The organism is Njordella calcicola, from assembly GCF_056494125.1.
This window is the reverse complement of sequence record NZ_CM151396.1, coordinates 2,242,019-2,264,741: the sequence shown is the minus strand read 5'-3', so window position 1 is coordinate 2,264,741 and position 22,723 is coordinate 2,242,019. Positions and strand designations below refer to the sequence as shown.

General features: G+C 51.4%; 14 protein-coding genes. 6 read left to right on the top strand and 8 right to left on the bottom strand.

Annotated elements, in window-relative coordinates; translation table 11 throughout:
* Position 1: 1 nt before the first annotated feature.
* Positions 2–727 (bottom strand): hypothetical protein, encoded by a 726-nt coding sequence (locus SH302x_RS08495; protein WP_479368302.1) that lies wholly within the window; start codon positions 725–727, stop codon positions 2–4.
* A 31-nt stretch (positions 728–758) separates the two neighbouring features.
* Entirely contained in the window at positions 759–2,663 is a 1,905-nt protein-coding gene (locus tag SH302x_RS08490) for a TolC family protein (protein WP_479368301.1), read from the bottom strand.
* 467 nt (positions 2,664–3,130) lie between these two features.
* Here SH302x_RS08490 and SH302x_RS08485 point away from each other — a divergent pair, with 467 nt between their 5' ends.
* Genes SH302x_RS08485 through SH302x_RS08475 form a run of 3 tightly spaced genes read left to right on the top strand, consistent with a single transcriptional unit; the run spans position 3,131 to position 8,212 of the window.
* A complete protein-coding gene (locus SH302x_RS08485; RefSeq protein WP_479368300.1) occupies positions 3,131–5,026 on the top strand; it encodes an efflux RND transporter periplasmic adaptor subunit in 1,896 nt (631 codons plus the stop codon).
* 25 nt (positions 5,027–5,051) lie between these two features.
* A complete protein-coding gene (locus SH302x_RS08480; protein ID WP_479368299.1) occupies positions 5,052–6,002 on the top strand; it encodes an efflux RND transporter periplasmic adaptor subunit in 951 nt (316 codons plus the stop codon).
* Complete coding sequence (locus tag SH302x_RS08475; protein WP_479368298.1) at positions 5,999–8,212, top strand: site-2 protease family protein; 2,214 nt, start codon at positions 5,999–6,001, stop codon at positions 8,210–8,212. The genes SH302x_RS08480 and SH302x_RS08475 overlap by 4 nt, the downstream gene beginning before the upstream one ends.
* A 9-nt stretch (positions 8,213–8,221) precedes the next feature.
* Here SH302x_RS08475 and SH302x_RS08470 read toward each other — a convergent pair whose 3' ends face one another.
* On the bottom strand, positions 8,222–10,063 hold the full coding sequence (locus SH302x_RS08470; protein ID WP_479368297.1) for a sensor histidine kinase: 1,842 nt from the start codon (positions 10,061–10,063) through the stop codon (positions 8,222–8,224).
* A gap of 425 nt (positions 10,064–10,488) precedes the next feature.
* Between SH302x_RS08470 and SH302x_RS08465 the strand changes: the two genes are divergently transcribed.
* Complete coding sequence (locus SH302x_RS08465) at positions 10,489–12,078, top strand: nucleoporin (protein WP_479368296.1); 1,590 nt, start codon at positions 10,489–10,491, stop codon at positions 12,076–12,078.
* Positions 12,079–12,226: 148 nt separating this feature from the next.
* Here the strand turns inward: SH302x_RS08465 and SH302x_RS08460 are convergent, their stop codons facing one another.
* Positions 12,227–12,646 carry a hypothetical protein gene (locus tag SH302x_RS08460; RefSeq protein ID WP_479368295.1) on the bottom strand — a complete coding sequence of 140 codons (420 nt, stop codon included), beginning with the start codon at positions 12,644–12,646 and terminating at the stop codon, positions 12,227–12,229.
* A gap of 74 nt (positions 12,647–12,720) precedes the next feature.
* Positions 12,721–13,011 carry a hypothetical protein gene (locus SH302x_RS08455; protein ID WP_479368294.1) on the bottom strand — a complete coding sequence of 97 codons (291 nt, stop codon included), beginning with the start codon at positions 13,009–13,011 and terminating at the stop codon, positions 12,721–12,723.
* Between the two features lie 195 nt (positions 13,012–13,206).
* Here SH302x_RS08455 and recG point away from each other — a divergent pair, with 195 nt between their 5' ends.
* Positions 13,207–15,297 carry an ATP-dependent DNA helicase RecG gene (recG, locus tag SH302x_RS08450; RefSeq protein WP_479368293.1) on the top strand — a complete coding sequence of 697 codons (2,091 nt, stop codon included), beginning with the start codon at positions 13,207–13,209 and terminating at the stop codon, positions 15,295–15,297.
* A gap of 31 nt (positions 15,298–15,328) precedes the next feature.
* On the opposite strand, the gene SH302x_RS08445 is transcribed toward recG, so the two are convergent.
* Positions 15,329–16,027 (bottom strand): dioxygenase family protein, encoded by a 699-nt coding sequence (locus SH302x_RS08445; protein ID WP_479368292.1) that lies wholly within the window; start codon positions 16,025–16,027, stop codon positions 15,329–15,331.
* A gap of 664 nt (positions 16,028–16,691) precedes the next feature.
* On the opposite strand from SH302x_RS08445, the gene SH302x_RS08440 reads away from it, so the two are divergent.
* A complete protein-coding gene (locus SH302x_RS08440) occupies positions 16,692–18,368 on the top strand; it encodes a S41 family peptidase (protein ID WP_479368291.1) in 1,677 nt (558 codons plus the stop codon).
* Positions 18,369–18,400: 32 nt separating this feature from the next.
* Here SH302x_RS08440 and SH302x_RS08435 read toward each other — a convergent pair whose 3' ends face one another.
* Both SH302x_RS08435 and SH302x_RS08430 read right to left on the bottom strand, forming a co-directional pair.
* Positions 18,401–19,858, bottom strand: a complete 1,458-nt coding sequence (locus SH302x_RS08435; RefSeq protein ID WP_479368290.1) for a DUF1501 domain-containing protein — start codon at positions 19,856–19,858, stop codon at positions 18,401–18,403.
* Positions 19,859–19,897: 39 nt separating this feature from the next.
* Positions 19,898–22,552, bottom strand: coding sequence for a PSD1 and planctomycete cytochrome C domain-containing protein (locus SH302x_RS08430; protein WP_479368289.1), 2,655 nt, complete (start codon positions 22,550–22,552; stop codon positions 19,898–19,900).
* Positions 22,553–22,723 lie beyond the last annotated feature (171 nt).

Here is a 22,723-nt window from a genome sequence, read left to right as displayed (position 1 = left end):
ACTACTCTTTGAACAGAGTGTGCGATTGCATTGGCACCAAGTTCCCAGGACGTCCCTCACCCAAAGTGTAAACATCGGCCCATGGTGGAGTGTGGAGCATTTTAAATGGAACTAAAGGCACACTGACAAAGAAATGTGCCGACGACAACGCTGGTTGGTAGAAGCGTTTCGCACCGTTACCGTATCGCTCCAGATTAGGTTGCTCGAAGTACAACGGTCGATGGTAGAATACGGGGCTAGTCCAAGTATAAGCAGTGGCGTTCCACTGAAGGTAATCGTTTGTCGCTCGGGGGCCAGTGGGAATCACTTGCACATAGTGTCGCCAATCCTCTGGATTTTTGATACGTGAAAGTGTCGTGCTTGCATCTTCCATCGGACCAATCATCGATGCTGTGTTTAGCAAGTTGGAATCTTTACCGTTGGCAGGCGTTGTGATCGATGGCCCAGGAGCGGCAACCGCAGGCGCACTGGCGGCCGGAATCGATTCCAATTGGGCTAAGCGGGTAACTTGCATTTGCGGCGTTCCGGTTGCCGATGCGGTTCGGATTGACCGCCGCTCGGTATGCATATTTGCATTGAGCTCTGGACTGACCGACGGCAACGACTTCAGCTCCAAAGCGGGCAAATCGCGAAACTCCCGCTGACCAGTTTGTGTCTGCTGCCCCATCGCGGTTGCAGCCAAAGTTACTTGGGAACCTGCGATAATGCAAAGTACTAGATTACGCATGACGAACATCCTCTGCTAACTTTACAAGTTCCTAGGGCATCCAACTGGTCGCAATGACTTTGTCACGAACTGCAGGTGTACGATCACGGTCGTACATATCACGTTTTTCAGCAGCATCGTCGTAAGCGTCTCGGTTGGTCATCGCTTCGGCAAGCCCAACGTTGCAGTACTCTAGCAAAGTTCCCTTTTCAAAGTTCACATTGCGCAGCGATACGGCATACTCCACTTCCGCCTGGTGGTAACGCAGTCGAGCATCCAGCAGCCGGCGGTGAGTTTCCAGACGAACGTCTAGTTCTGCGGGCTCGCCACCCTCATACTTCGCTTCAATCGCGTTCAGTTGAGTAACAATCGCATCAAGACGTTTCTTCTGCAGGTTCATATTTTCGAACGAACGCTTGCACTCGGACACAGCATTGCTTAAGCCATAGTGCACATAGCGTTCTTGCTCTTTTAGCAGTTCGGCTTCGCGTGCCAAAGCCAGACGGGAGTTTTGAATGGCCGCATGAGCACGGCGAAGTCCCACGGGCAGATTGTACTCAAGCCCAACTTGCCATTCCTGGAATTCATTGTCCCATAGACTACTGGTAGCAGAATCGCTGCCAACCAAGTTTTCACCAAACCCACGTGCTCGATATCTCGAAATCAAATCCAATTGTGGCCGTAAGAAATTGCGATTGGCCAGCAGTTCCAGCTCACGTTGCTTGACAACCCACTTCTGACGACGCAACTCTGTGCGACGTTGAAGAGCTTCGCTCAAGCACTGATTCCAATCATACATCACTGGTCCCGCGAACGGGCTGTCGGTTGGTCGAATCAAAGTGCCATCGTTGATTGGTAAGCCAACCATCAAACGCAATCGTCGCTCGCTAACACGCAAGCCACCGAACCCACGAAATGTTCCGCCTGTACTACCGTTGTTAGTGCGAGTCGCATCCAACGGACGGCCATTCAAAGCATCAACAATTTCTGACTCAAAGCGATAGACCTGTTCTTCTGCTTGCGCCCGAGCGCCGCTGGCAGTGGTTGCATCAGGTTGGCGACGTAGCGTGTCTTCAGCAATGTCTCGAACATCGACCCGAGCTTCCAGATCGCGATAGGAATAATACAAATCCCAATATGCATTCTCGACATCGGCCAGCAAGTCACGTACAGCCTGTTCGAACTCGATTTGGCTGATGTCGGTTCGAACTCTTGCAAGCAGCACGCCATTGAGTTGTCCAGGAGTTGCCCCAGGCCCCGCAATACGATTGAATTCGGTGCCAGCGCCCTGCAGCAATGGTTGCCGCATTTCAGCTTCTACATATGTCTCGGATGAATCAAATGGGAAACGATTGGACGCCTGATTGTTGCGGTCATACGTTGTTACGTTGCGCATGGTGAACAAGCCACCGGTTGCCGATCGCTTGTTTACACCGACCTGTGTCACGTTTAGGTTTTGACGAAATAAACCGCTGCGGCCGAAGAATGCATTGTTCAGAGCTCGGTCGTTATGTTCAAACGAGTTGCTCACAAACAAGTTCGCATCGAAAGCACTCAATGCCGCTTCTTCACCCAGACGCGGATCAGTATAAGCCAACGCTGGGTTGGCCCGAGCGATCACACTACTGGGCGATCGCACGATGGTGCCGCCGAGGTCTCGCATAACGGTTGAATTGGAGAGCGCTAGCTGGATACACTCCTCCAAGGACATCGAACGTACGTTGTCAGATGTTAGGATGCCTTCATCGATACTCAGCGGCGAAAACGCTTCTGGAATACCCGGCTGGACGCAAGGCAATGCACAAGCGTCGGCAGGCGATATCTGTGCAGGACCACAGGTCGGCGGGCCTTCCAACGAAACGCAATCTGCTCCGCAAAATTTGTATTTCGAGCCGATGGAACAGCCAGCTAGAGCACATAGGCTCGCAGCAGTTAAAGCAACATGGAATGCACGCATTCCTCCCTCCAAAATGGCAGTCATTGCCCATTGGTACAAGCGCAACTTGGTGAACAACAAATGTTTCGGATTTAGCGTCAGAAGGAATTCAACGTTTCATACTATCCTTAGCGATAAAGCGCAGCTTTCTTTAAATGCATGCTATTAACGAGGTAAGGCAGCGAAATCTTGCGGGCGTTGCAATTTCGACTCAAGCCAAACGTTCCGGAACGTACTACAATCAATACCTGCGAGCTGATTCACTTGTTGTATCTTGCAAAGTCGTTGCGTCCGGCATATTCGATCACGCTCTAGCTCAAAAGTCGTCCAGCACGATTTTTTTGTATTTCCTTTCGCCAAGACTTGTTTAACGTCAGAGCAGATCCCAAAACGCCCAGTGCTGCTCCGTCAATTCGAGCCCTTAACTCCACCGCAATGATCACTTGGAAGGTTAGGCTGTTCGTGTAGTTGCTGTAGAATACCAAACGATGCCTACGAACAAACTGCAAAGTCTTGACACTGTACTCGATCGCCTTGACGAGATAGCGCATTCGTCGACCGGTGAAAGCGAATTCTACATCAAGCTGCTCGAGAGTTTGTGTGTCACCGTTGAAGCAACATCGGCCCTCTACTTGATTCGTACGGTTGAGAACAAGTGGCTGGTCCAATGGCAAACCGGCACGCTCGCGGACTCGATAGAGGAATCCATCTGCCTGGCGTTGCAAGAATCTAGGACGGAGAAGGCTCAAGAAACTGTCAGCTCACTTTCCAGTCCGGCCTGGTATGCCTTTCCTGTGTCAACACTGACGCCAGCCAAAGGTTTGGTGGTAGTCACCTTTCAAGAACCATTGCCAGACGCTGCACGAGTTGGCCTGAAAGAAATTGTTTCCGCGTTTACGGAAATCATTGCGGTCCGTCAGAATCTATCACTCGAAAGCTTCTTCGTTCACGATTGGAAGATGGCTCAAGAGACCTGCCATAGCATCAGCAAGGCAGATAGCCTTAGCCAGGCAGCAGCGATCTTGGTCGGCGGTTTAGCAAGTATCTTTGGCGATGTGCGAGTCAGCTTGCATGAGGTTCGAGCCTTCCAGAGAATCGGACTGACGGCCGTCAGCGGCGTAGCCAATCCCAGCAGAAAATCGCCAACCATCAAAGCTTTAAAGGAGCTTGCATCCGAGGTTGCACGGACCGGCAAGCCGTTAATACGACGCACGCCCACGTCGCTTCCGGCCGAGGACAGCGTTGTTGAAACAGAGGATGGCACTTTCAAGAACCTTATTTTTCTCAGGTTCAACCATTCGCCCTCGAGATCCGTCCGATGGATTTTAGGCATCGAATTTGCCGATGAGGCAAGCTTAGTCCGCGTGGCAACGCAGCTACCCCAACTTCTGCCCATGTTCAGTGTGGTATGGGACCAGAAGGTCCAGCTACTCCAGATTCCGACTGTGGCACGCAACCTTTCTCTCTCCGCATCGCGTTGGAAGGCGTGGGCCACCTCAATTAGCAAGACTTTACTTCTATTGGGACTGCTGGTTGGGATGGCCTTCATACTGATTCGCCCGCAAACCCTCATGATCGAAGCCGATGGCGCGTTGATGCCAGTCGAGTCGCAGACGGTATTCGCTTCACTAGACGGTTACGTAGTTGAGTTATTGGTGACAGACAATGAGGCTGTCCAGTTGGGACAGAAGCTGCTTCGCCTAAAATCTCCTTCGCTTGAGATTCAAATTGAGGAGTTAGAGAGCCTTGGTAGATCGTTGGATGAAGAAGCACGCGGGCTGCGTATCGCCATGAATCAGCTCAATCCTTCTGCCAACGACCTACTGACTCAGCAAAGCTTAATGGCATCCAAACTTACAGACATTGGAATCCAACAAGCATCGATCAAGGAGCGTTTAGCGATCCTTTACGAACAAAGGTTACAATTGGAAATTCGTTCTCCCATGTCGGGCAACATTATCGGCAGGGACTTGAAGCAAAACTTGCTTGGCCGCCCAGTGACGCGGGGTGATGCGTTATTCAAGATCATGAACTTAGACTCTTCGTGGGAAATCCGAGTTCAAATTGCCGATCGCGATTCCGCCTACGTCTTTCAACACTATCCACTAGAAGATCCGGTCCAGCGACCTGAAATTCTGTTTGTACAAGATGGAATACCAGATGTCCGGCATCGAGCCAACCTGTATGCAATTGCAAACCGCGTTGAGAACACCCATCGAACCGGTTGCTTCTTGGAGGCTCGTGCTTTGGTACAACCGCTTGATAAGCAACAGTTGCGAGTGGGTAGCAATGTTCGAGCGTACTTTGGTTGCGGAACAAGCCCGACTTGGTTTGTTTGGTTACGTCCGCTGATTGAAGCTGCACAGCGTAAACTTTGGCTTTAAGATCCCTAGGCATATGCGTCCTCCTATGACATTCACACGACCTCAATTCATCGTGCTCTTGGTGGCTTGTATCATAAGCTATGGGCTGGTAGCGAAACTTGCAAATGGGCAAGAGTTGGATACTGTCACTAGCCATGCAAATGAGACTACGCTCATAAATGTCGAAGGCGCTATTCTCAAAACGATTGATTCCGCTGTCATTTCTGCGCAGGTCACTGGAGTGATCAGCCAACTAAATGTCAAAGAAGGGTCTGTCGTTAAGCATGGTGACGTTCTAGCCAAGATCAAGGATGATGCGATTCGCCTTAAGCTTGAGCAACAAAAAACGCAGGTACAGATCGCAAAACGAAAAACAGAAAACCTCATTGATCAACAAGTTGCTGAGAAAAATCGCGAAGTAGCCGAAACAGAATTCCAACGCGCCGTCTTGTCCAATAAGAAGGTGGCAAACACTTACCCACTCAATGAGATCGATCGCCTGCGGTTAGTTGCTGAGCGAAGTAAACTGGAAGTCGAGCGAGCCCAGTATGACTTGCAAATGGCGGGACTCGATCTGAGCGTCGCGATGAGTGAGTATCAACAGACCGCCGAACTACTGGAACGCCACTTTGTACGAAGTCCTGTTGCCGGTACCGTCGTTAGCATTGAGAAAAGGCTAGGGGAATGGGTTGAACCTGGCAGTGAAGTGCTTCGCATCGTACGAACTAGCACCTTGCGCATCGAAGGCTTTATATCTGCGAACGAAGATGATGGGACATTGGTTGGAACCAACGCTTCGATCCTCCTGAAACGCAATGACATCGATAGCGAGTACTCAGGTACCGTAGTATTTGTTAGTCCCGATGTGAACCCAGTGAACTCTCTGGTTCGAATCTTCATTGAAGTCGAAAACAAGAGCGGTGAATTGCGGCCAGGGCTGGCCGTGCAAGCTGTGATCGACCGCAAACCTAATAGCCACTCGGAAAGCAGTCGATGACACAGCCTGCTGATCGTGCTGCGGACATCAATTTCCGAAGCCCCAAACCGCCAGCGTTACGCCGGGACCTTCAATGGGTGCATTACCCCGAACGGTTGAATTGGGTCGCGCATGATCCTCTGACGGGCAGCTATTTTCGTTTCAGCGAGTTGGAGTATGCTGCTGTCAAGCTTATGGACGGAAGGCATTCCCTGACCGAAATCTTATCGCAACTTGGTCGGAAAGCTTCGCTGTGTAGGATCGATAAAGCTTGGCTTGGACAATTGATCTTACGACTCCAATCGAACTTTCTACTGCAACCCAGTATGCGAACTAGCCAATGGCTAGCCAAGCAGAAAGAGAAGCAACAGCGAAACCAAATCCTGCAAGCACTGCTGAGTCCGCTAGCGATTCGAGTTCCGCTTCTCAATCCAGATCGGTTGGTAAAGTCACTCTTGCCACTGGCTGATTTTCTTTTCCGACCATTGTTTATTGTGTTGACAGCCTGCTGTGCCTTGCTGGCTGCAACTGCCGTGTTCTTAGCAGCAGTGTCGCGTGGAGTCATCCCCCAGATTGATCCACTTAGCATAACGCTCGATCGCTGGCTTATCTTCTTTCTTTGCTTCATTGCAGCCAAATCGTTGCATGAGTTGGGTCATCTCCTAGCATGTGCCCGATACCGTGTTCACTCCAGCGAGCTTGGCATTCTTTTTCTTTGTTTGATGCCCTGCTTCTATTGCGATACATCAGACTCTTGGAGACTGCCGTCGAAATGGCAGCGTGCCATGATCGCCTCGGCGGGCATCTACTTCGAACTAATACTTGCCACGATTGCGTCTATCGTCTGGCTGTTTACACAACCGGGCATCATGAATCTTATTGCCTTAAACCTGATGATAGTTTGCTCGGTATCAACGGTCTTGATCAATGCCAATCCGTTTCTTCGCTACGACGGCTACTACATACTTTCTGACTTGTGGAACGTACCCAATTTGCATGACCAGAGTCGAACGGCCATCCGTTATTTAATCCGCAAGTTTATATTGCTCAAGCCGACCAAGGCAGTTGCATTGGATGCCAAAATCTGGCAGCTTGCCTTGTTTGGAATTCTAGCAGCAGCTTATCGAGTTTTTGTCTTGGCAGCCATTTTGTGGCTTTGTTGGTCGGTGTTACCCCCTTTGGGTTTAGGCTTGGTCGCATTGGCCATAACCGCTTCAGTAATAGCAACGATGGCTCTGGTTCAAACGCGGAATATCAAAGAATCCCTTAATGACTTTGCCACCAGTAGCTTGAAGAGTCGCTGCTGGTACCTAGTTGTACTGAGTGTATTTTCGGTGGCAATCGTTGGTCTCGCGTTTGCCCCTTATCCTAAGTATGTCACGGCCCGTGCCGTTGCCGACTTTGACGATAAATCGCCGTTGTTCGTCACGTACGATGCCCAAGTTACGTTTGTGGCCAATGTTCATCAAAAGCATTCCCAAGGGGACCTACTGCTGCAGTTCCAATCGCGGTCCGCAGAACTTGAATTGCTAGAGCTGCGTGGAAAAATTGAGCGTGTTGCGAACGAATTACAGCAGTTACAGTTGCGGCGAACGACGGATCCCGAAGCCGATTCGCTTATTCCCATTCGGTCAGAAGAACTGAGCCGACAACAGGCTCGCGAAGCGGTTTTAGCCGCGGAAATCCAAGGCCTGCAAAAGGTTGCTCCCAGCGATGGATACTTGTTGGACGCACTTGCAATACTGAAGCCTGCTTTAGCCGAACCGACGGAGCAACGTTTTTCTTCGACGGTTCTTTCGCAAGAGAACATTGGCTGCTGGACAAAGCAAGGACAACTCGTAGCGTGGTTTTCTCCACAAACACAGCCCACAGTCGTCGCATTAGTTCCAGAAGAATCACTGGGCGCTGTCGTCGTTGGACAAGCAGCAGCGATCCGTTTCGATTCGCAACCGTCGGTCAATTGGAAAGGTAAAGTTCTGCGCGTCGCTCCCGATGCTGTGCTCAGTGTTCCTCCGTCGCTTTTGGGTGACGAGACGTTAGTTACCTTGCCAAACACCAATGGCTACTATGAGACAGAACAACCGCACTACGAAGTCGTCATTGAACTACAATCTGCAGACCGCCCAACTTATGCGGCCCTGGCTTCGATTTCAATTGAATTGCCAGCCAGACCAATCTACCAACACGTCATCCAGTACGTTCGCAAATCGCTCAAGCCAATCATGCAATGATCGACAAGACTAGGTGTTGCTGCTTGTGACTTGCAAGCGTTTTGGCAACTCGACAAGGAAGTTGCTTCCTTTGCCTACTTCACTTTCAACAGCAATTTCGCCGCCAAGCAGTTTGCATAATTCTTTGGTGATGGAAAGTCCTAGCCCCGTTCCTGTGACTTCACGCGTCAAAGAATCCCCACTATCTTTGGAGCGAACTTGACGAAATTTTTCAAAGATGGTTTCGCGATCTGCCTCGGCAATGCCCACGCCTGTATCCTTCACAGAAATGATCACGAAATCCTCATTTTGAAAGTCGAGATCAACTGTTACGAATCCACCCTCCGGCGTGAATTTGATTGCGTTGGACAACAGGTTGTTCAGAATTTGTTGCAGTTTGCCTTTGTCTTGATAGACAGTCGTGGAGTACTCATTTTCCTCATCGACCAAAGAATTCACTTTCACGTCAATGTTCTTTTCATCCGACAATGAATGAATTAATTCGCATTGACCATTCACGATATCCTTCAGGTCAAACTCCGAGCAGCGCACTTGCATCTTGCCTGCTTCAATCTTCGCTAAGTCGAGGATGTCGTTAATCATGTCGAGCAAAATGCGACCGCTCTTTTGAATGTTTGCTGCGTACTTTTTTTGCTTTTCAGTCAACGAATCAATTCCTTGCAAGACATCACTGAAACCCAAGATGCTGTTCAGTGGCGTTCGCAGTTCATGGCTCATGTTTGCCAAAAACTCACTCTTCAATCGATTAGCCTCGAATAGCTCAAGATTAACGCGAGCCATCTCGTCCACTTGGTGATCCAGTTTCTGATTTGCATCTTCCAGATTCGTTTGCGCGTCAATCAGATTACGCAACATATGATTGAGTGAATCCGAAAGAGACTGAAACTCGTCTTTCGTTGAGATCGTCGACCGAATCCCTGTTTCACCGCCAGCGACGCGGTCGGTGACATCCCGCAGATACTTTAAAGGTCGAATCACCAACCGCTTCAAGATTCGATGCTCTAGGAACAGCGCAATCGACAAAGTAGCCACGGCCACAGCGATCATCGACGAGTAAGTCCAGATAGTCCATACTCGAGTTGCTTCGTATGGCATTTGAATTCGAACGGCACGGAATGGTCGCACATTATTAGCATTAGCAACGTTTTCGACCGCAACACTATTGTCCGATTGCAACATATGACAAGCAGTACATTCGTTGCTGAAGCGAATCGGGTGATAGTAGTAATAGAAACCGTTCGCTGGACCATATTCCTCAAACGGCACCTCATCGGCAGCAGGTCCGCTTAAGCGAAACGCCATGCGGTCTTGACTCGTGAGCGCGAGTTCTTCTCCGGCATCCGCTTCATCCGACTCCATGACGGAAGTTGCGATAGCCGAAGTCCGGTATGGCGCGGGCAAAACACTTTCCAATTTAAACAGGGATCGCAAGTCAATTGGGTTGTCTGGGACTTTTCCGTTCAGGTTTTTCCATTGGCGACCATCGTCTAACCGTAGCAGCACATAGTCTTCGGCACTTAAGTTCAATTGAGACTGCATTGCCTGTAACAAAGCGTAATTGTCCAAACGTTCATTTCCAATTCCGTTTGGAGCACTTTTGCGGTTCGATCCAGGCATGTCCACGACCGGCGGCAGGGGGGCGGAAAAGGCGGTAATGTGGCGATTCACAATTACTGACAGAGCAAGATTCCTGGCCGCCACGCGAGTAGTTTCGCGGACTAACCGGTCGGCAATCCAATGCATCAAAAACATCGCAAAAACAAACGAGATCGCGAGCGCTAACCCCAAGGCAAATAAGCACTTGGCTTCCAGCGACCAGCCACGCAACAAGCTACGCGAATTTCGATTCAATCTACCAATGCCCGACAAGTTAGCGTACCCGCACAGAAAATCCGGCGTTCCTATTGGAAGTTAGCTCGCCCAACGCCTGCCAAGACTTTGGACCAGATAACGCAAAATCCGCTCGAAAAAAACTTCTCCTGCTACAATCCATGTAATAGTTATACTGTACCGAGATGTTAGAATTTATCAGCTATGGATACCAAAATCATTCGGCCGCTGCTCCAATTAGGCCGAATTAATGCAGTCTAGCACCGTTGAAAAGTTTAAAGAAAGCTCCCGCCCAAAGCTCGGCATTTACTTGCTTACACAAACGCCCCAAGTACGATGTCGAATTGCTAGAAATCCTCGCCCTGCAAGGCGAGTGTACACTCAAATTATCACCCACCGCACACCTGGTTTCACTTTTTAAGTTTGCAACAGTCCGGAGACTTTTCATGTCAAAGCCCTTCCAGTATTGGATTCGTTTCTCACTCGCCATCACGCTCTCAGCAACTTTGATCGTAAGTCCAGCCTGGGCCGGTCGGTTATTCAAGTGCCGCTCCCTGCCAAAAGCATCGAATGCTTGCTGCGAAGTTGTGCCAATGGATTGTTGCGTTGTACCAAGCTGCCCTGTGGAACAATACAGCACAAGCGACTGCTGTATCACTGAGGACGTCAGCGAAGCTTCCGCCCTAGAAGTCTGCTCTGAATGTACAGACAGCAGCGCTCCCATCGTCTCTCCTTCGCCAATCGTAGAGTCACCAGTTGCACCTGTGGCACCTGCCATCAACTCATCCCCCAGTGATGCGGCCCCGCAAGCTGAAGAACCAGCAGTCGAACCGGAACCAGCAGTCGAACCTGAACCTGCAGTCGAACCTGAACCAGCAGTTGAACCTGAACCAGCCGTCGAGCCTGAACCAGCCGTAGAGCCTGAACCAGCCGTAGAACCTGAACCTGCACCGGTACCGCCGACTGTCATTGAGAGCGAGCCAGCCACACCGACAGACGCTAGCCCATTTAGTGACCCAGCACCGGAAGCACCAGCGACCGAGCCTGCGGACGCTGCCGATGATTTGTTTGGAACCGATCCAGCGCCTGCGGCGGAACCTGCAGTTCCGGCCGACAGCGATCCATTCGGATCTGCTCCTGAATCCGCAAGCGAACCAGCCGTTGACGATCTGTTTGGAACCCCCAGCGAGCCAAGCCCCCAGCCAGCCGATTCGCTATTCGATACGCCAGCCAGCCCTGAGGCCCCAGCGGACTCTCTGTTTGACACACCTGCGGCTCCGGCTCAGGACAGCGTCGACGACTTGTTCGGCAATGCAGCTCCCGACGCTGCGCCGGCACCTGCAGCCGACGACCTTTTTGGCAGCGAGCCTGCAGCGCCTGCTAGCGACTCCATTGAAAGTCTGTTTGGCAATGGTGAAGCAGCAGCTCCAGCCAATGATCTGTTTGATACGCCAGCGACCGATTTGTTCGATGCTCCGCCAGCCACTGAGAACGCTGCTCCAGACTCGTTGTTCGATGCCCCAGCGACCGACACTAGCTTGGACGACCTATTCAACTCGTCGGCAGCTCCGTCGACCACCGAAGACGCCACCGCATCTTCGGCCAGCGGTTTTAATGACTTATTTGGAACACCGATTTCTACAGCAGATGAATCGGCTAGCGACGTTCTCGATAGCTCGACGCCCTACGTCGCCCCAAGCACCGATCAACAGCTTGAATTGGACCTGAATGACTTATTTAAGTCTACGATGAACGACGACTCCGACAGCAAGTTCCATGGAGCAGAAGTTCGCGTTTGGATCGACAACACCGGTAACTTTACAACGACCGGCCGACTGGTCACCATCTTCGCAAACGAAGTGCGATTGCTGAAAGACAACGGCAAGACCACCACTGTTCCATTGCGTCGTTTGAGCCAAGCGGACTTGGCCTATGTCAGCAACGTCTATGCAGCGTTGAATGGCGGGAATGATCGGCATCAGTTGTTTGTCCAGCACAATAACAATGACAACCCTAGCAGCGAGATTGCTCGGTAGATCTACCTCCGCACCTCAGTTGAAGCCACAGATTGCATCAAGTGCGCTCTACTTGGTAGAAACCGGATGATTACAAACGAAACGCCCGAGGAATGGAAGATTCCCCGGGCGTTTCTTTATGGGACACCGCGTATGCCTGCGAGAACGGTTATTCAACGCGCTGAGCGGTCCTGAGAATCAAAAAATTCGCGCCGCGGTACTCAGTCAATTCTCCGTTGACAACCCACTCTCCAAACTCAGTTTGGTCCGTAAGCACGTCAGCGACTCTCTGCAGCATCAAATTCTCAAGGCAAACTAAGCCCGTTTTGGCATTATCCTTGGGAGTGAAGGTAATGCGCCCGGAAGCTTGGCGGAAGTACCCAACGCTCTGGATTACTTTGGTACCCTCCCGTTGCAGCAAAGAAGCGGCAGCAGTTTTCGCCTTGGTCGAATTGGTGTTAGAAGCCGGTTCATCTGTTCCGCCTGGCGAAACATTGACCATGCATGCCAAACCGAGAACGGCAATTCCAAACCACAATCCCGACCGCTTGCTGTTTTGCGCTAAAACTTTTGCGACTCGCAGATTCATCTGTCCGATTCCCTAGAAGATAAGTTGATTGCTACCGGTTGGCTGAACCTCGCTGGCGGTGTCAGCAGCGTAGGTCACGAGTCTTTGGGAAGCATGAGTGCATGCAAGCTCATGACGCCACCAACCGTCAAGAACACCCAGCCCAACCATTCGGGCGGTTTGATCGTCTTGCGAGGATTGGGAGCAACTTGCATGTACGCATCCGCCAGCGGATCGGTCGAAACCATCGGGCTGTTCTTGGCCATCTTATGCAACGCTCGCGTACTGGACTCGTTGAGCACAAAGGAGTCTACTAAGCGGAACTGAAGTCCCAAAAGAAAAATGACCACACCGACGGTGAAGTACGTTTTCCGATTCCACTGCATAAGGGCACCGTTAGAATAGAAAGTCCGCTGAAAGATCGCCAATGAGCGATTGCAGCAATAACCGATTGCGGGTCCGGTCAATGCCCGGAGTGAACTCTGCTTATCGCTGGGATCGGCGAGCGAGCCAGGAGAATTCAGTTTCGTTCACTCAATGCGTCTTAGGCAAGATAGGAAAATTACGAGGGTAGATTTGAAGTGACCAAATCCGAACAACAATCTTCAAACCTCATTGCCCTTGAGCAATTCCCACAAATTGGCCAGGCGCGGGTCGAACTTTTCCGCCGGTTGGGAATCCGCAAACCGCTGGACTTGCTGTTCTTCTTCCCGCGAGAATATCTAGAGCCAGCACAACTGCAAGCCTACCATCAGCTCGTTTCCGACACTCGCTGCAGCGTCGTCGGCGTGGTGGATTCCATGGATATGCGCGTATCCCAAGAAGGCAGATCGACCGTGGGAGTGCTCCTGAAACTGGACAATGCAGGGTTCGTTCGGCTGATCTGGTTCAATCAGCCTTTCCGCTTGGAGAATATCTCCCGCGGTCAGCGAGTCCAAGCCACTGGCATGATTAAATCAACAGGGATTTCGTACGAAATGCGGCATCCGGAAATTCAGATCCTCGATGAAGGAGATGATTTCGAACCTGGCAAGCCTCGACCCGTTTATCGACTTACCGAGGGCTTGAAGCAGCGTCATGTGGCCGATGCCGTGAAGGCCGCTTTGAAGCAGTATCTGGCAACCATTCAAGAATCGATGCCAGCGCACTTGCTTGAACGCTGTAACTTGCTGCCGATTCAACAAGCTTTGATGACGATCCATCAACCCGAGAGCCTAGAGTCGGCTGAAGCCGCGCGGTACCGTTTTATTTTTCAAGAACTGCTGGTCTACCAACTTGCTCTCTCGCTCCGGCGAAAGAAGCTATCCACCATGCACGCGGCACCATCGATCAAGAATTCGGCCGCTATCCACCACCGCATTCTAAATCGATTGGCGGTAACACTTACCGCCGACCAACAACTGGCGATTGATGAAGTCTGCCACGACATGCAATTGACCGCTCCGATGAATCGCCTCTTGCAAGGTGACGTCGGTAGCGGAAAAACCGCAGTTGCTGTTTACGCGATGCTGCTTGCGATCGCCAATGGTTATCAAGCAACGTTTATGGCACCGACAGAAATACTTGCCCGCCAACACTACGAACGTTTATCACAATCGCTTCATGGAGCCAACTGCGATATCGCATTGTTGGTTGGCAGTATGACCGCCAGCGAGAAAAATGACTTGCAAACTCAAATCGCAATTGGCACCGTCGACATCGTCATTGGAACTCAAGCATTGCTTAGCGAAAATGTCACGTTCCACAAGCTGGGCCTGGCTGTCATCGACGAACAGCATAAATTTGGAGTCGCACAGCGAGCTAGTTTGCGCGGCAATCAAGTGCAACCGCATTATTTGGTATTATCTGCGACCCCGATTCCGCGTACGCTAGCGATGACCGCCTTTGGAGACTTGGACGTCTCGACGATTCGACAAAAGCCGCAAGGCCGCGCTGTCGTCCACACCTATTTGGCTCGCAGCGATGAAATGACCAGTTGGTGGAACTTTGTTCGCAACAAGGTGGCCGAGGGGCGTCAGGCTTACGTGATCACACCTCGCGTCGACGGCGATGAAAATGGCGAAGTGCTCGGTGCGGAAGGCGTTTACCGTCAGCTATCGCAAAATGAACTCAAGGGCTTGCGGGTCGGGTTGCTGCACGGGCGAATCGACCCTCAAACCAAGTACGATACGTTGAGCAAGTTTGATCGCGGCGAGATTGACGTGTTGGTTGCAACCACGGTAGTAGAGGTGGGAATCGACGTGCCGAACGCCACCGTCATGGCAATTTTAGACGCCGACCGGTTGGGGCTTGCTCAACTCCATCAATTGCGAGGTCGAGTTGGCCGCAGCAGCCATCAAGGCTATGTGAGCGTGTTTGCTAAAGCGAACACGGAAGTCGAAAACCATGAAAAGCTCAAAGCGTTTGCGGCCACTTCCGATGGTTTCGAACTTGCTGAAATGGACTTGAGAATGCGTGGCCCAGGAAATCTTCTAGGCACCCAACAAACAGGCCTGCCGCCTTTTCGAATTGCGGACTTGGTACGAGATGCCCAGATTCTGGTCCAAGCCCGTCAGGTCGCGCAACAAATCATTGAAGTCGACCCGGAACTAGACAATCCAGATTTCGCTAGGCTCAAACAGCAGGTGCACGCCAAACACGGCGGCATGATTGAGTTTGGCGACGTTGGCTAATAACCAGCGTTGGCTAACAAACCGCATTGGATTATGAGCCTTGCGAGCGCAGTTTACCGGCCTCGTCTTCAAATGCGGTGCGGCCAAGCACTAGATTGAAATTCGCAGCCAGCTCGCCAATCTTAGATTCTTCCATAGGTTGGAACGAAGCCATCACGGTCTCCAGCGCTTTGGGATCTTTGATTGCGCGCAACACGCCGTCACTCGCATTTTGTGGATGCCCCTTAATCAACATCTGAGTGGTCAGTACGCGATTCCCGCTGGTGCTTACTGCAAAATGAATGTGCGGTGTACGGCCAGGGTAGGGGACGGGCTTGATAGTGCGGAAGTAGTATTGACCTTTGGCGTCGGTCAGAAATCTTCCGTAGCCTTGAAAGTTGGAGTCACGTTTATCTGCGTTGGTGGTACCGGAATGCAGATAAGCGCCGTTGTTATCGCACTGCCAGATCTCTACCAAAGCATTGCGAACCGGCGATCCGGATTTGTCCAAAACTTGTCCAGTTAAGTGAGTGATCTCTCCCACCGCTGAGGTCAATTTGTCATTGATGATCAGCAGATCGTTGTCAGTATCCAACGGCAACTTGTCTGGATAAAACGGCCCCTCCGTCAAGGCCACAGTTTCCAGGAATTCTTCCGCAGAAACACGCTGCGACAAACACGCCAGCGCTCCAGCCCCAACCATGCTGCCCAGAATTCGCCGCCGAGTGAACCAATCGTGTCGCGTCGTCATTTTCCACCGCCATTTTTTAGTTAAGAAAAACCAAAGCTAACTGGAATTCAACCCAGCAAAATGGGCCAGATTCGCTGCCGAAACTAAATCTTACCGAAATCCTCTGCGCCAAGATACCTGGCGTGCTCCACAAACAAGCTGAATTATTCAATTGGCTGCCATTCACGATTTGCCTTTCCCTGACCAGATGCGTATAGTTCCCCAGGAAGCAGCACCCGGGTCGCTTTTGAGTAACCCCTTAAACCGATCCAATCTTGGGTGAGCGCACGAAGCGCATGCACGTTTCTCTCGACGTGCAATTCGCAATGTCTTGAATATGCCAACTATGACGGATACTCACGCTGTATGCATTGTGGCTATTTTGATAGCCACCAAATGCAACACCTAGCAGGGACTTCAACCACCCACAACGGCTGTAGCGACTGAGCGTTAGATACCTGAGTAAAGAACGGCATACTTGCTCAAGAGTTTTTTGACCGACGTTTTTTCGTGACCTATATTCCAAGCGGTGAGAATATTGACTGCATCCAAAGGGTGGCTCCCCGCAGTTCAACTTCAAACCAATGGAACTCTCAATGACCATCGCTCCAAATCTGTGGTCGTGAGAGCAAATCCCCTCCTGCTAACGTGGAACGACAATATGCCGAGGAAGCTGCTTGCGTGCATGGTTGCACTTGCATGGGTACTGCAACCTGCAATCATCAGTCCGATCAATCTGGTCCGCGCCCAAGAAGCGCGCGCACTTGCTGATCAAGACGATCCAATCGCAGTGGGTCGCCAGCTTGAAATCCAGCAACGCTGGCAAGAAGCGATTGCGCATTACGAAAAACTGCATCGCAAGCTCCCTGAACGGTCCGACATTACGCGTCGACTTCAGATCGTTCGCATTCACTATGACGTTTGGCGCAGGTATACCGACCAGACTTTCATCGCGACCGTTGACAACACCAACCCTCAAGCGGCACTCGGTCTGTTCGCCGAGATCTTGACCAAGCTGGAGATGTACTACGTTGACAAGGTCAAGTTCTCAGACCTTCTTCGCAATGGCACGGCTTACGTCGAAGTTGCCCTGACCGAACGAGACTTTCTACAACAAAATGTGAGCCGAGTACCGGCCGAGCGCGTAGAAAACTTCCGTGCGAATGTCCACCGCATGGTCCTAGGCCGCGAAATCAACAGTATCCGCGAAGCACAGCAGCTCGTGATGCAAGTTGCTACACAAGCACGCGATCAAATCGGTGTCGCACCCAATGCGATCATCTATGAATATATCGCTGGGGCTGTTGGAATGTTGGACCCCTACTCCACTTACCTAACCGCAGGTGAGTATGACGAAATGATGTCGCAGATTCGCGGCAATTTGATCGGTATCGGTGTTGAGCTTTGGGCAGAACAACAGGATCTTGAAATCGAAGAAGTCTTCGCCAACGGACCAGCCTATCACAGTGGACTGCGTCGGGGTGATCGTATCGTAAGCATCGATCGTCAATTGGTTTCGACCCTGGGCGCAAAACGTGCCGCAGACCTTTTGCGAGGAGAAGAGATGAGCACGGTGGTCGTTGGTGTTGAACGCCCCGACGGCAGCAAGCAAACTTTTGATGTGGTTCGCCGCCGCGTCGAAGTTCCCAGTGTTAACGATATTCGAATGGTCGATGCGCAAGCAGGAATCGGATACATTCGCATTTCCAATTTCCAAATGACGACACCTCGCGAAGTAGATGCTGCCGTGAACGATCTTACCCAGCAAGGGATGCGTTCTTTGATTATCGACGTGCGACGCAACCCAGGCGGTCTCCTGGAAGCAGCCGTCGATTTGGTAGATCGATTCGTAGAACAAGGCAACATTGTCTCCACTCGAGGACGCAATGGTGCTGAAAACCACAACTATGTGGCTCACTATCCCAACACGAACCGCTTGCCGCTGATGGTCATGATCGACGAAGACAGCGCTAGTGCAAGCGAGATTTTTGCAGGTGGCATACGTGATAACAATCGCGGAGTAATCGTAGGACGCACATCCTACGGAAAAGGTACCGTCCAAGGCGTCTTCCATAATGATTCCGGCCCCGGCGGAATTCGCTTGACTGTCTCCAAGTTCTACGCTCCGAGCGGTTACGCGATCAGCTCGCGCGGCATCGAACCTCATATCAAATTTGAGATCGATTCCAACGCGAAAGAGGTTTTCGTAGCCAAACCAATTATGGCTGAAGACCCCGCAGAACGTTCTGCCATGCGTCGCGTCAATCGCCAACAACGCCAACAAGCGGAAGACAAAGATTTGCAACGCGCCATCGTAGAAGCGAAACAACTGATGAACCACCACACAGCGCGATCCCACTAAGGCTCGCCGCCTCGGTGTCTTAAAAGGCGTCCTCAGGCCAATAGATCTTTGATAACACGGCCGTGGACATCGGTCAGCCGGAAGTCACGGCCGGCCCAACGGTAAGTCAGTTTTTCATGGTCAAAGCCCAGCAAGTGCAGCATCGTGGCGTGTAAGTCATGCACATGCATGCGGTTCTCGACCGCTTTGAAACCAAACTCATCGGTTGCTCCGTATGCTTGACCTCCTTTGACTCCCGCTCCGGCTAACCACATCGAGAAACCGTAATGATTGTGGTCACGTCCAGTCATCGTTCCTTGATTGCTGCCTTCCTTGGGCATTTCGACTGTCGGTGTACGCCCAAACTCGCCCCCCCAAATGACCAACGTCTCGTCGAAAAGCCCCAGGCGCTTCAAGTCGGTTAAAAATGCAGCCAAGGGCTGATCGGATTCACCAGCCAGCTTACGATGCTCTTGTTCCAAGTGGTCATGATTGTCCCAAGGTTGCCCTTGTCCATGCCACACTTGCACAAATCGAACTCCGCGTTCAATCAGTCGTCGAGCGATCAGCAGTTGCCGCCCCTGCAATCCATTGCCATATAGTTCTCGAATGTTCTGCGGTTCGCGTGTTATGTCAAACGCCTCTGCCGCTTCTTCTTGCATCCGGTAGGCAAGTTCCATCGAACGAATCCTCGCGTCAATCAACGGATCCTCAGGACGTTGCTCACGATGCAAACTGTTCAACTGTTGTATAAAATCCAGTTGCTTGCGTTGGGCGGCGGATGTTAAGTGATGGTTCTTGGAGTCCTCGATCAATTTCTCGATCTGTTCATGCCGGGTATCGACATAGGTTCCTTGATAAATTCCCGGCAGAAAACCCGATTGCCAGTTCTGCGATTCTTGAATTGGAAAGCCATTGGGACACATCGCAACGAACGCTGGCAGATTCTGGTTATCTGTGCCTAGACCGTAGGTTACCCATGAGCCTACGCTAGGGCGAACCTGCCGACTCTCTCCGGTATTCATGAGCATCAAAGAGGGCTCATGATTTGGCACATCGGCGTACATAGAACGGATCACACAGAGGTCATCGGCATGCGCCGCCAAATTTCCAAAGAGTTCGCTGATCTCGATTCCACTTTGACCACGAGGCTTAAATTTGAAAGGTGACTGCAGGAGTGTACCCGTCGGTCGTTCGGTCCGCGGGGTTTCTCCAGGCATCACCTGTCCCGAATATTTTTCTAAGGCTGGTTTAGGATCAAAGGTATCGACTTGCGAAGGGCCACCGTTAGCAAAGATATGCACGACATGTTTTGCTTTCGCAGGAAACTGGGGTTCGCGTGGCGCAAGCGGATTGATCATCATGGTATCCGCCGCGCTGGCAGTGCCACCGGCAGCCAGATACTGTGCGGCCACGGCCCCCAGTCCCATCCCAATCCGCCCCAGTGCCTGACGGCGCGTGGTTGGCATTTGAAGGCATGAGCACAACGTTTCGTAAGGCGATTTTTGCATCTCAAGTTCCTGGTTGAAGTTCTTCGTTCGTAACAAAGCCTAATCGACAAATGCGAATTCGTTGGACGCAAGCAAAGCATGGATCAACTGTTGCAATTTACCGGCAGGCTTTGGCGGCGGACCAGCGAACTCACGCTCCGATTGGAAGCGTTCGCCGTCTTCACCTTGATACCTTATCCTCACAGTCATCTCAAAACTGTCATGGCTAATCGTCTCGCCACTGTCGACAACAAAGTCGATTGAATCGCCAGCTTGCACGGCCACCTCATTCAATTCAATTGGCGACTCCGCGTTAAACACTTTCATGGTGTCGCTGATTGCGACAGCTTGCCTCGCGACAAAGAGCTCTACACCATCCCCTTGGTCAATAGGATGCTTCAACTTCCCACGGATGACAACCGTCCCTGTTTTTGGAGCGATCCAACGCCGGACAGCGGCATGTGTCTTGCTGGTTCCAGGATGACCGCCGTTTTTTGACAACGAACACCATCCGAGTTTCTCATCAGGTAATGTCGCTCCCCCTTTCCAGCGTTCTTCACCAAAGTAAGGTAAGTCGGTAAATGACGTGAGCCCCCGTGTCTCTGCATCCCAAACTCCAACCCCATAACGCCAATTGGAAGACACGTGATCGGGCGTAGCCTCCTCGGCATACTTCAAGAAGCGATTGGCTAAATCCGATTCAGAAGCAGTAGCACGCCGGCCTAATACCGCTTGAAAAACTTGCTGGACTATCTCGTGATCCGGCAACGTTCCATTGCTTGCAAGCCGTTGCGCAAATTGATCGGCTAGTTGGAACATGAATTCACTGTTCAGCAAGAAAAGTCCCTGCTGAGGAACGGTCGTTTGCGATCGAATCGGAACGTGCGTATCCGGATTAGCAAAATCAAATGCTCGAAATACGCCTGGCAGATCTAACCGGTCAATGTAAGCGTAAATAGTTCGCCTGCCCGGAAAAGGCGACTTCAGCACTCGTACGCTATCCCCACCAACTTGAAAATCCTGATAGGACGTCGCGACCAACATCGCGTCGCGTAACGACTCGAAATCCACTCGGCGGCGATTGGAACGCCACCAATACTCGTTGGTGGGATCAACCTCTGCAAGCTCGGTATTCCACTGGCTTGACATGCGGTAAGTGCTGCTCAGGACAATTCGTCGTACGAGTTTTTTGATTGACCAACCATCGTGCACAAAATTGCACGCCAGATGATCTAGAACATCTTGCTGCAGCGGCGGCGGGCATCGCATGCCAAAATCGCTGGGCGTCGCGACAATCGGAGCGTTGGTAATCCAGCCCCAAACACGATTGACAATCGTACGCGAAGTCAACGGGTTGGTGGGATCTACAATCGCCTCGGCTAAATCGATTCGCCCGCTACCTCTGGCGAGCGGATACTCTTTGCTCAACGAGATAAACTTGACGAACTTCTTATCCACTTGCTCGCCTCGTTGACGAGGATTACCGCGCTGAAAAATAAACGCCGGCTTAATTTCCGCTTTGTCGACCAACGCTAACGGAGCATGATCGGCGTTGGGTTCATCCGAATTTACGAACGCGGAATGCAGCGAGTAATAATCAGCCATCTCAATCGGATCATATTTGTGATCATGGCACCGCGCACACATCACCGACAGCGCCATAGTCCCACGAGTTACCACGTCGATACGATCGTCCGCGATATCATTCTTGTCATTGAGAAAGCGTCGACCAAGAGTAATCATCCCCATCGCGGCTTGATGGCCTTGTTCGTTGTTGGGGTCCAGAACATCGGCTGCAAGCTGATACTTCACGAATTGGTCAAACGGCATATCTTCATTGAAAGCTCGAATTAACCAATCACGATAGAGATAGGCGGACTTGTAACGTTGTTCTTCTTGAAAAACGTACCCTTTGGTATCTGCATATCGGACGACATCCATCCAACGCCGCGCCATCCGCTCGCCGAAAGCTGGGCTTGCCAAAAGCTGATCTACCAAAGTTTCATATCGATCGGCGGCCGGCGATTGCATAAAGTTTTCAATCGTTTCATAGGAAGGGGGCAGCCCGGTTAAATCATAATAAAGCCGACGGACCAACACGTCGTCAGCGGCATCACTGTTTGGAACAAGTTGCTTCTCGCGCAAACGCTGGTAGACCAGTTCATCAATGGGATCTCGAGACCACTGATCATCGCTGGCTCGCACAATGGTTTTCGAATGAGGCCGCTGGTATGCCCAATGTCCAGATGGATCAAAGGCTGGCGAACCTTCCAGTTGGCCCAACTCTTGGGTTCGAGGATCGTAAGCACCATCGCTCAGCCACTGCTGAATCAACTGCAGTTCATCGGCGGACAGTTTGCCGCTGGGGGGCATTTGCAAGTCCGCGTCGGTATAAGCGATTGCCGTCCATAAAACAGATTTATCTCCGCCATCCTTGAGATCGATCACGTTTCCGCGTGTTCCGCCGCGTGTCATTGCAGGCTTGCTATCGAGCAATAGTTTGCCTTCGGCGCTTCCATGCTCAACGGAATGGCACTCGTAGCAGTGCTGGATCAACAGCGGTCGAATCTTACTTTCGAAGAAATCGGTTCTAGCAATGGCTTCCTCAGGCGTCAGTTCTTCCGCTTGCAAGGGGGACAAACCAGTGAGCAACAATCCCAGCCAAACGGCAGCAAGAGATAGTGGAAGATCGCAATGCTTAGCAAGATTGAACATTTGCACGTTACGTCAGAGTGAGGTGGGTGGGTCGCTGCAGCAACTTCAACCCATAGGGGAGGGCAGGATAGGGGGGCAGGGAAGCGATCAAAGCACCATGGAAAATCTATCCCATCGGTTGGAATCGGTTTGAATCGCCTTCGCAATTATAACATGCTCCGGCTTCGTTTC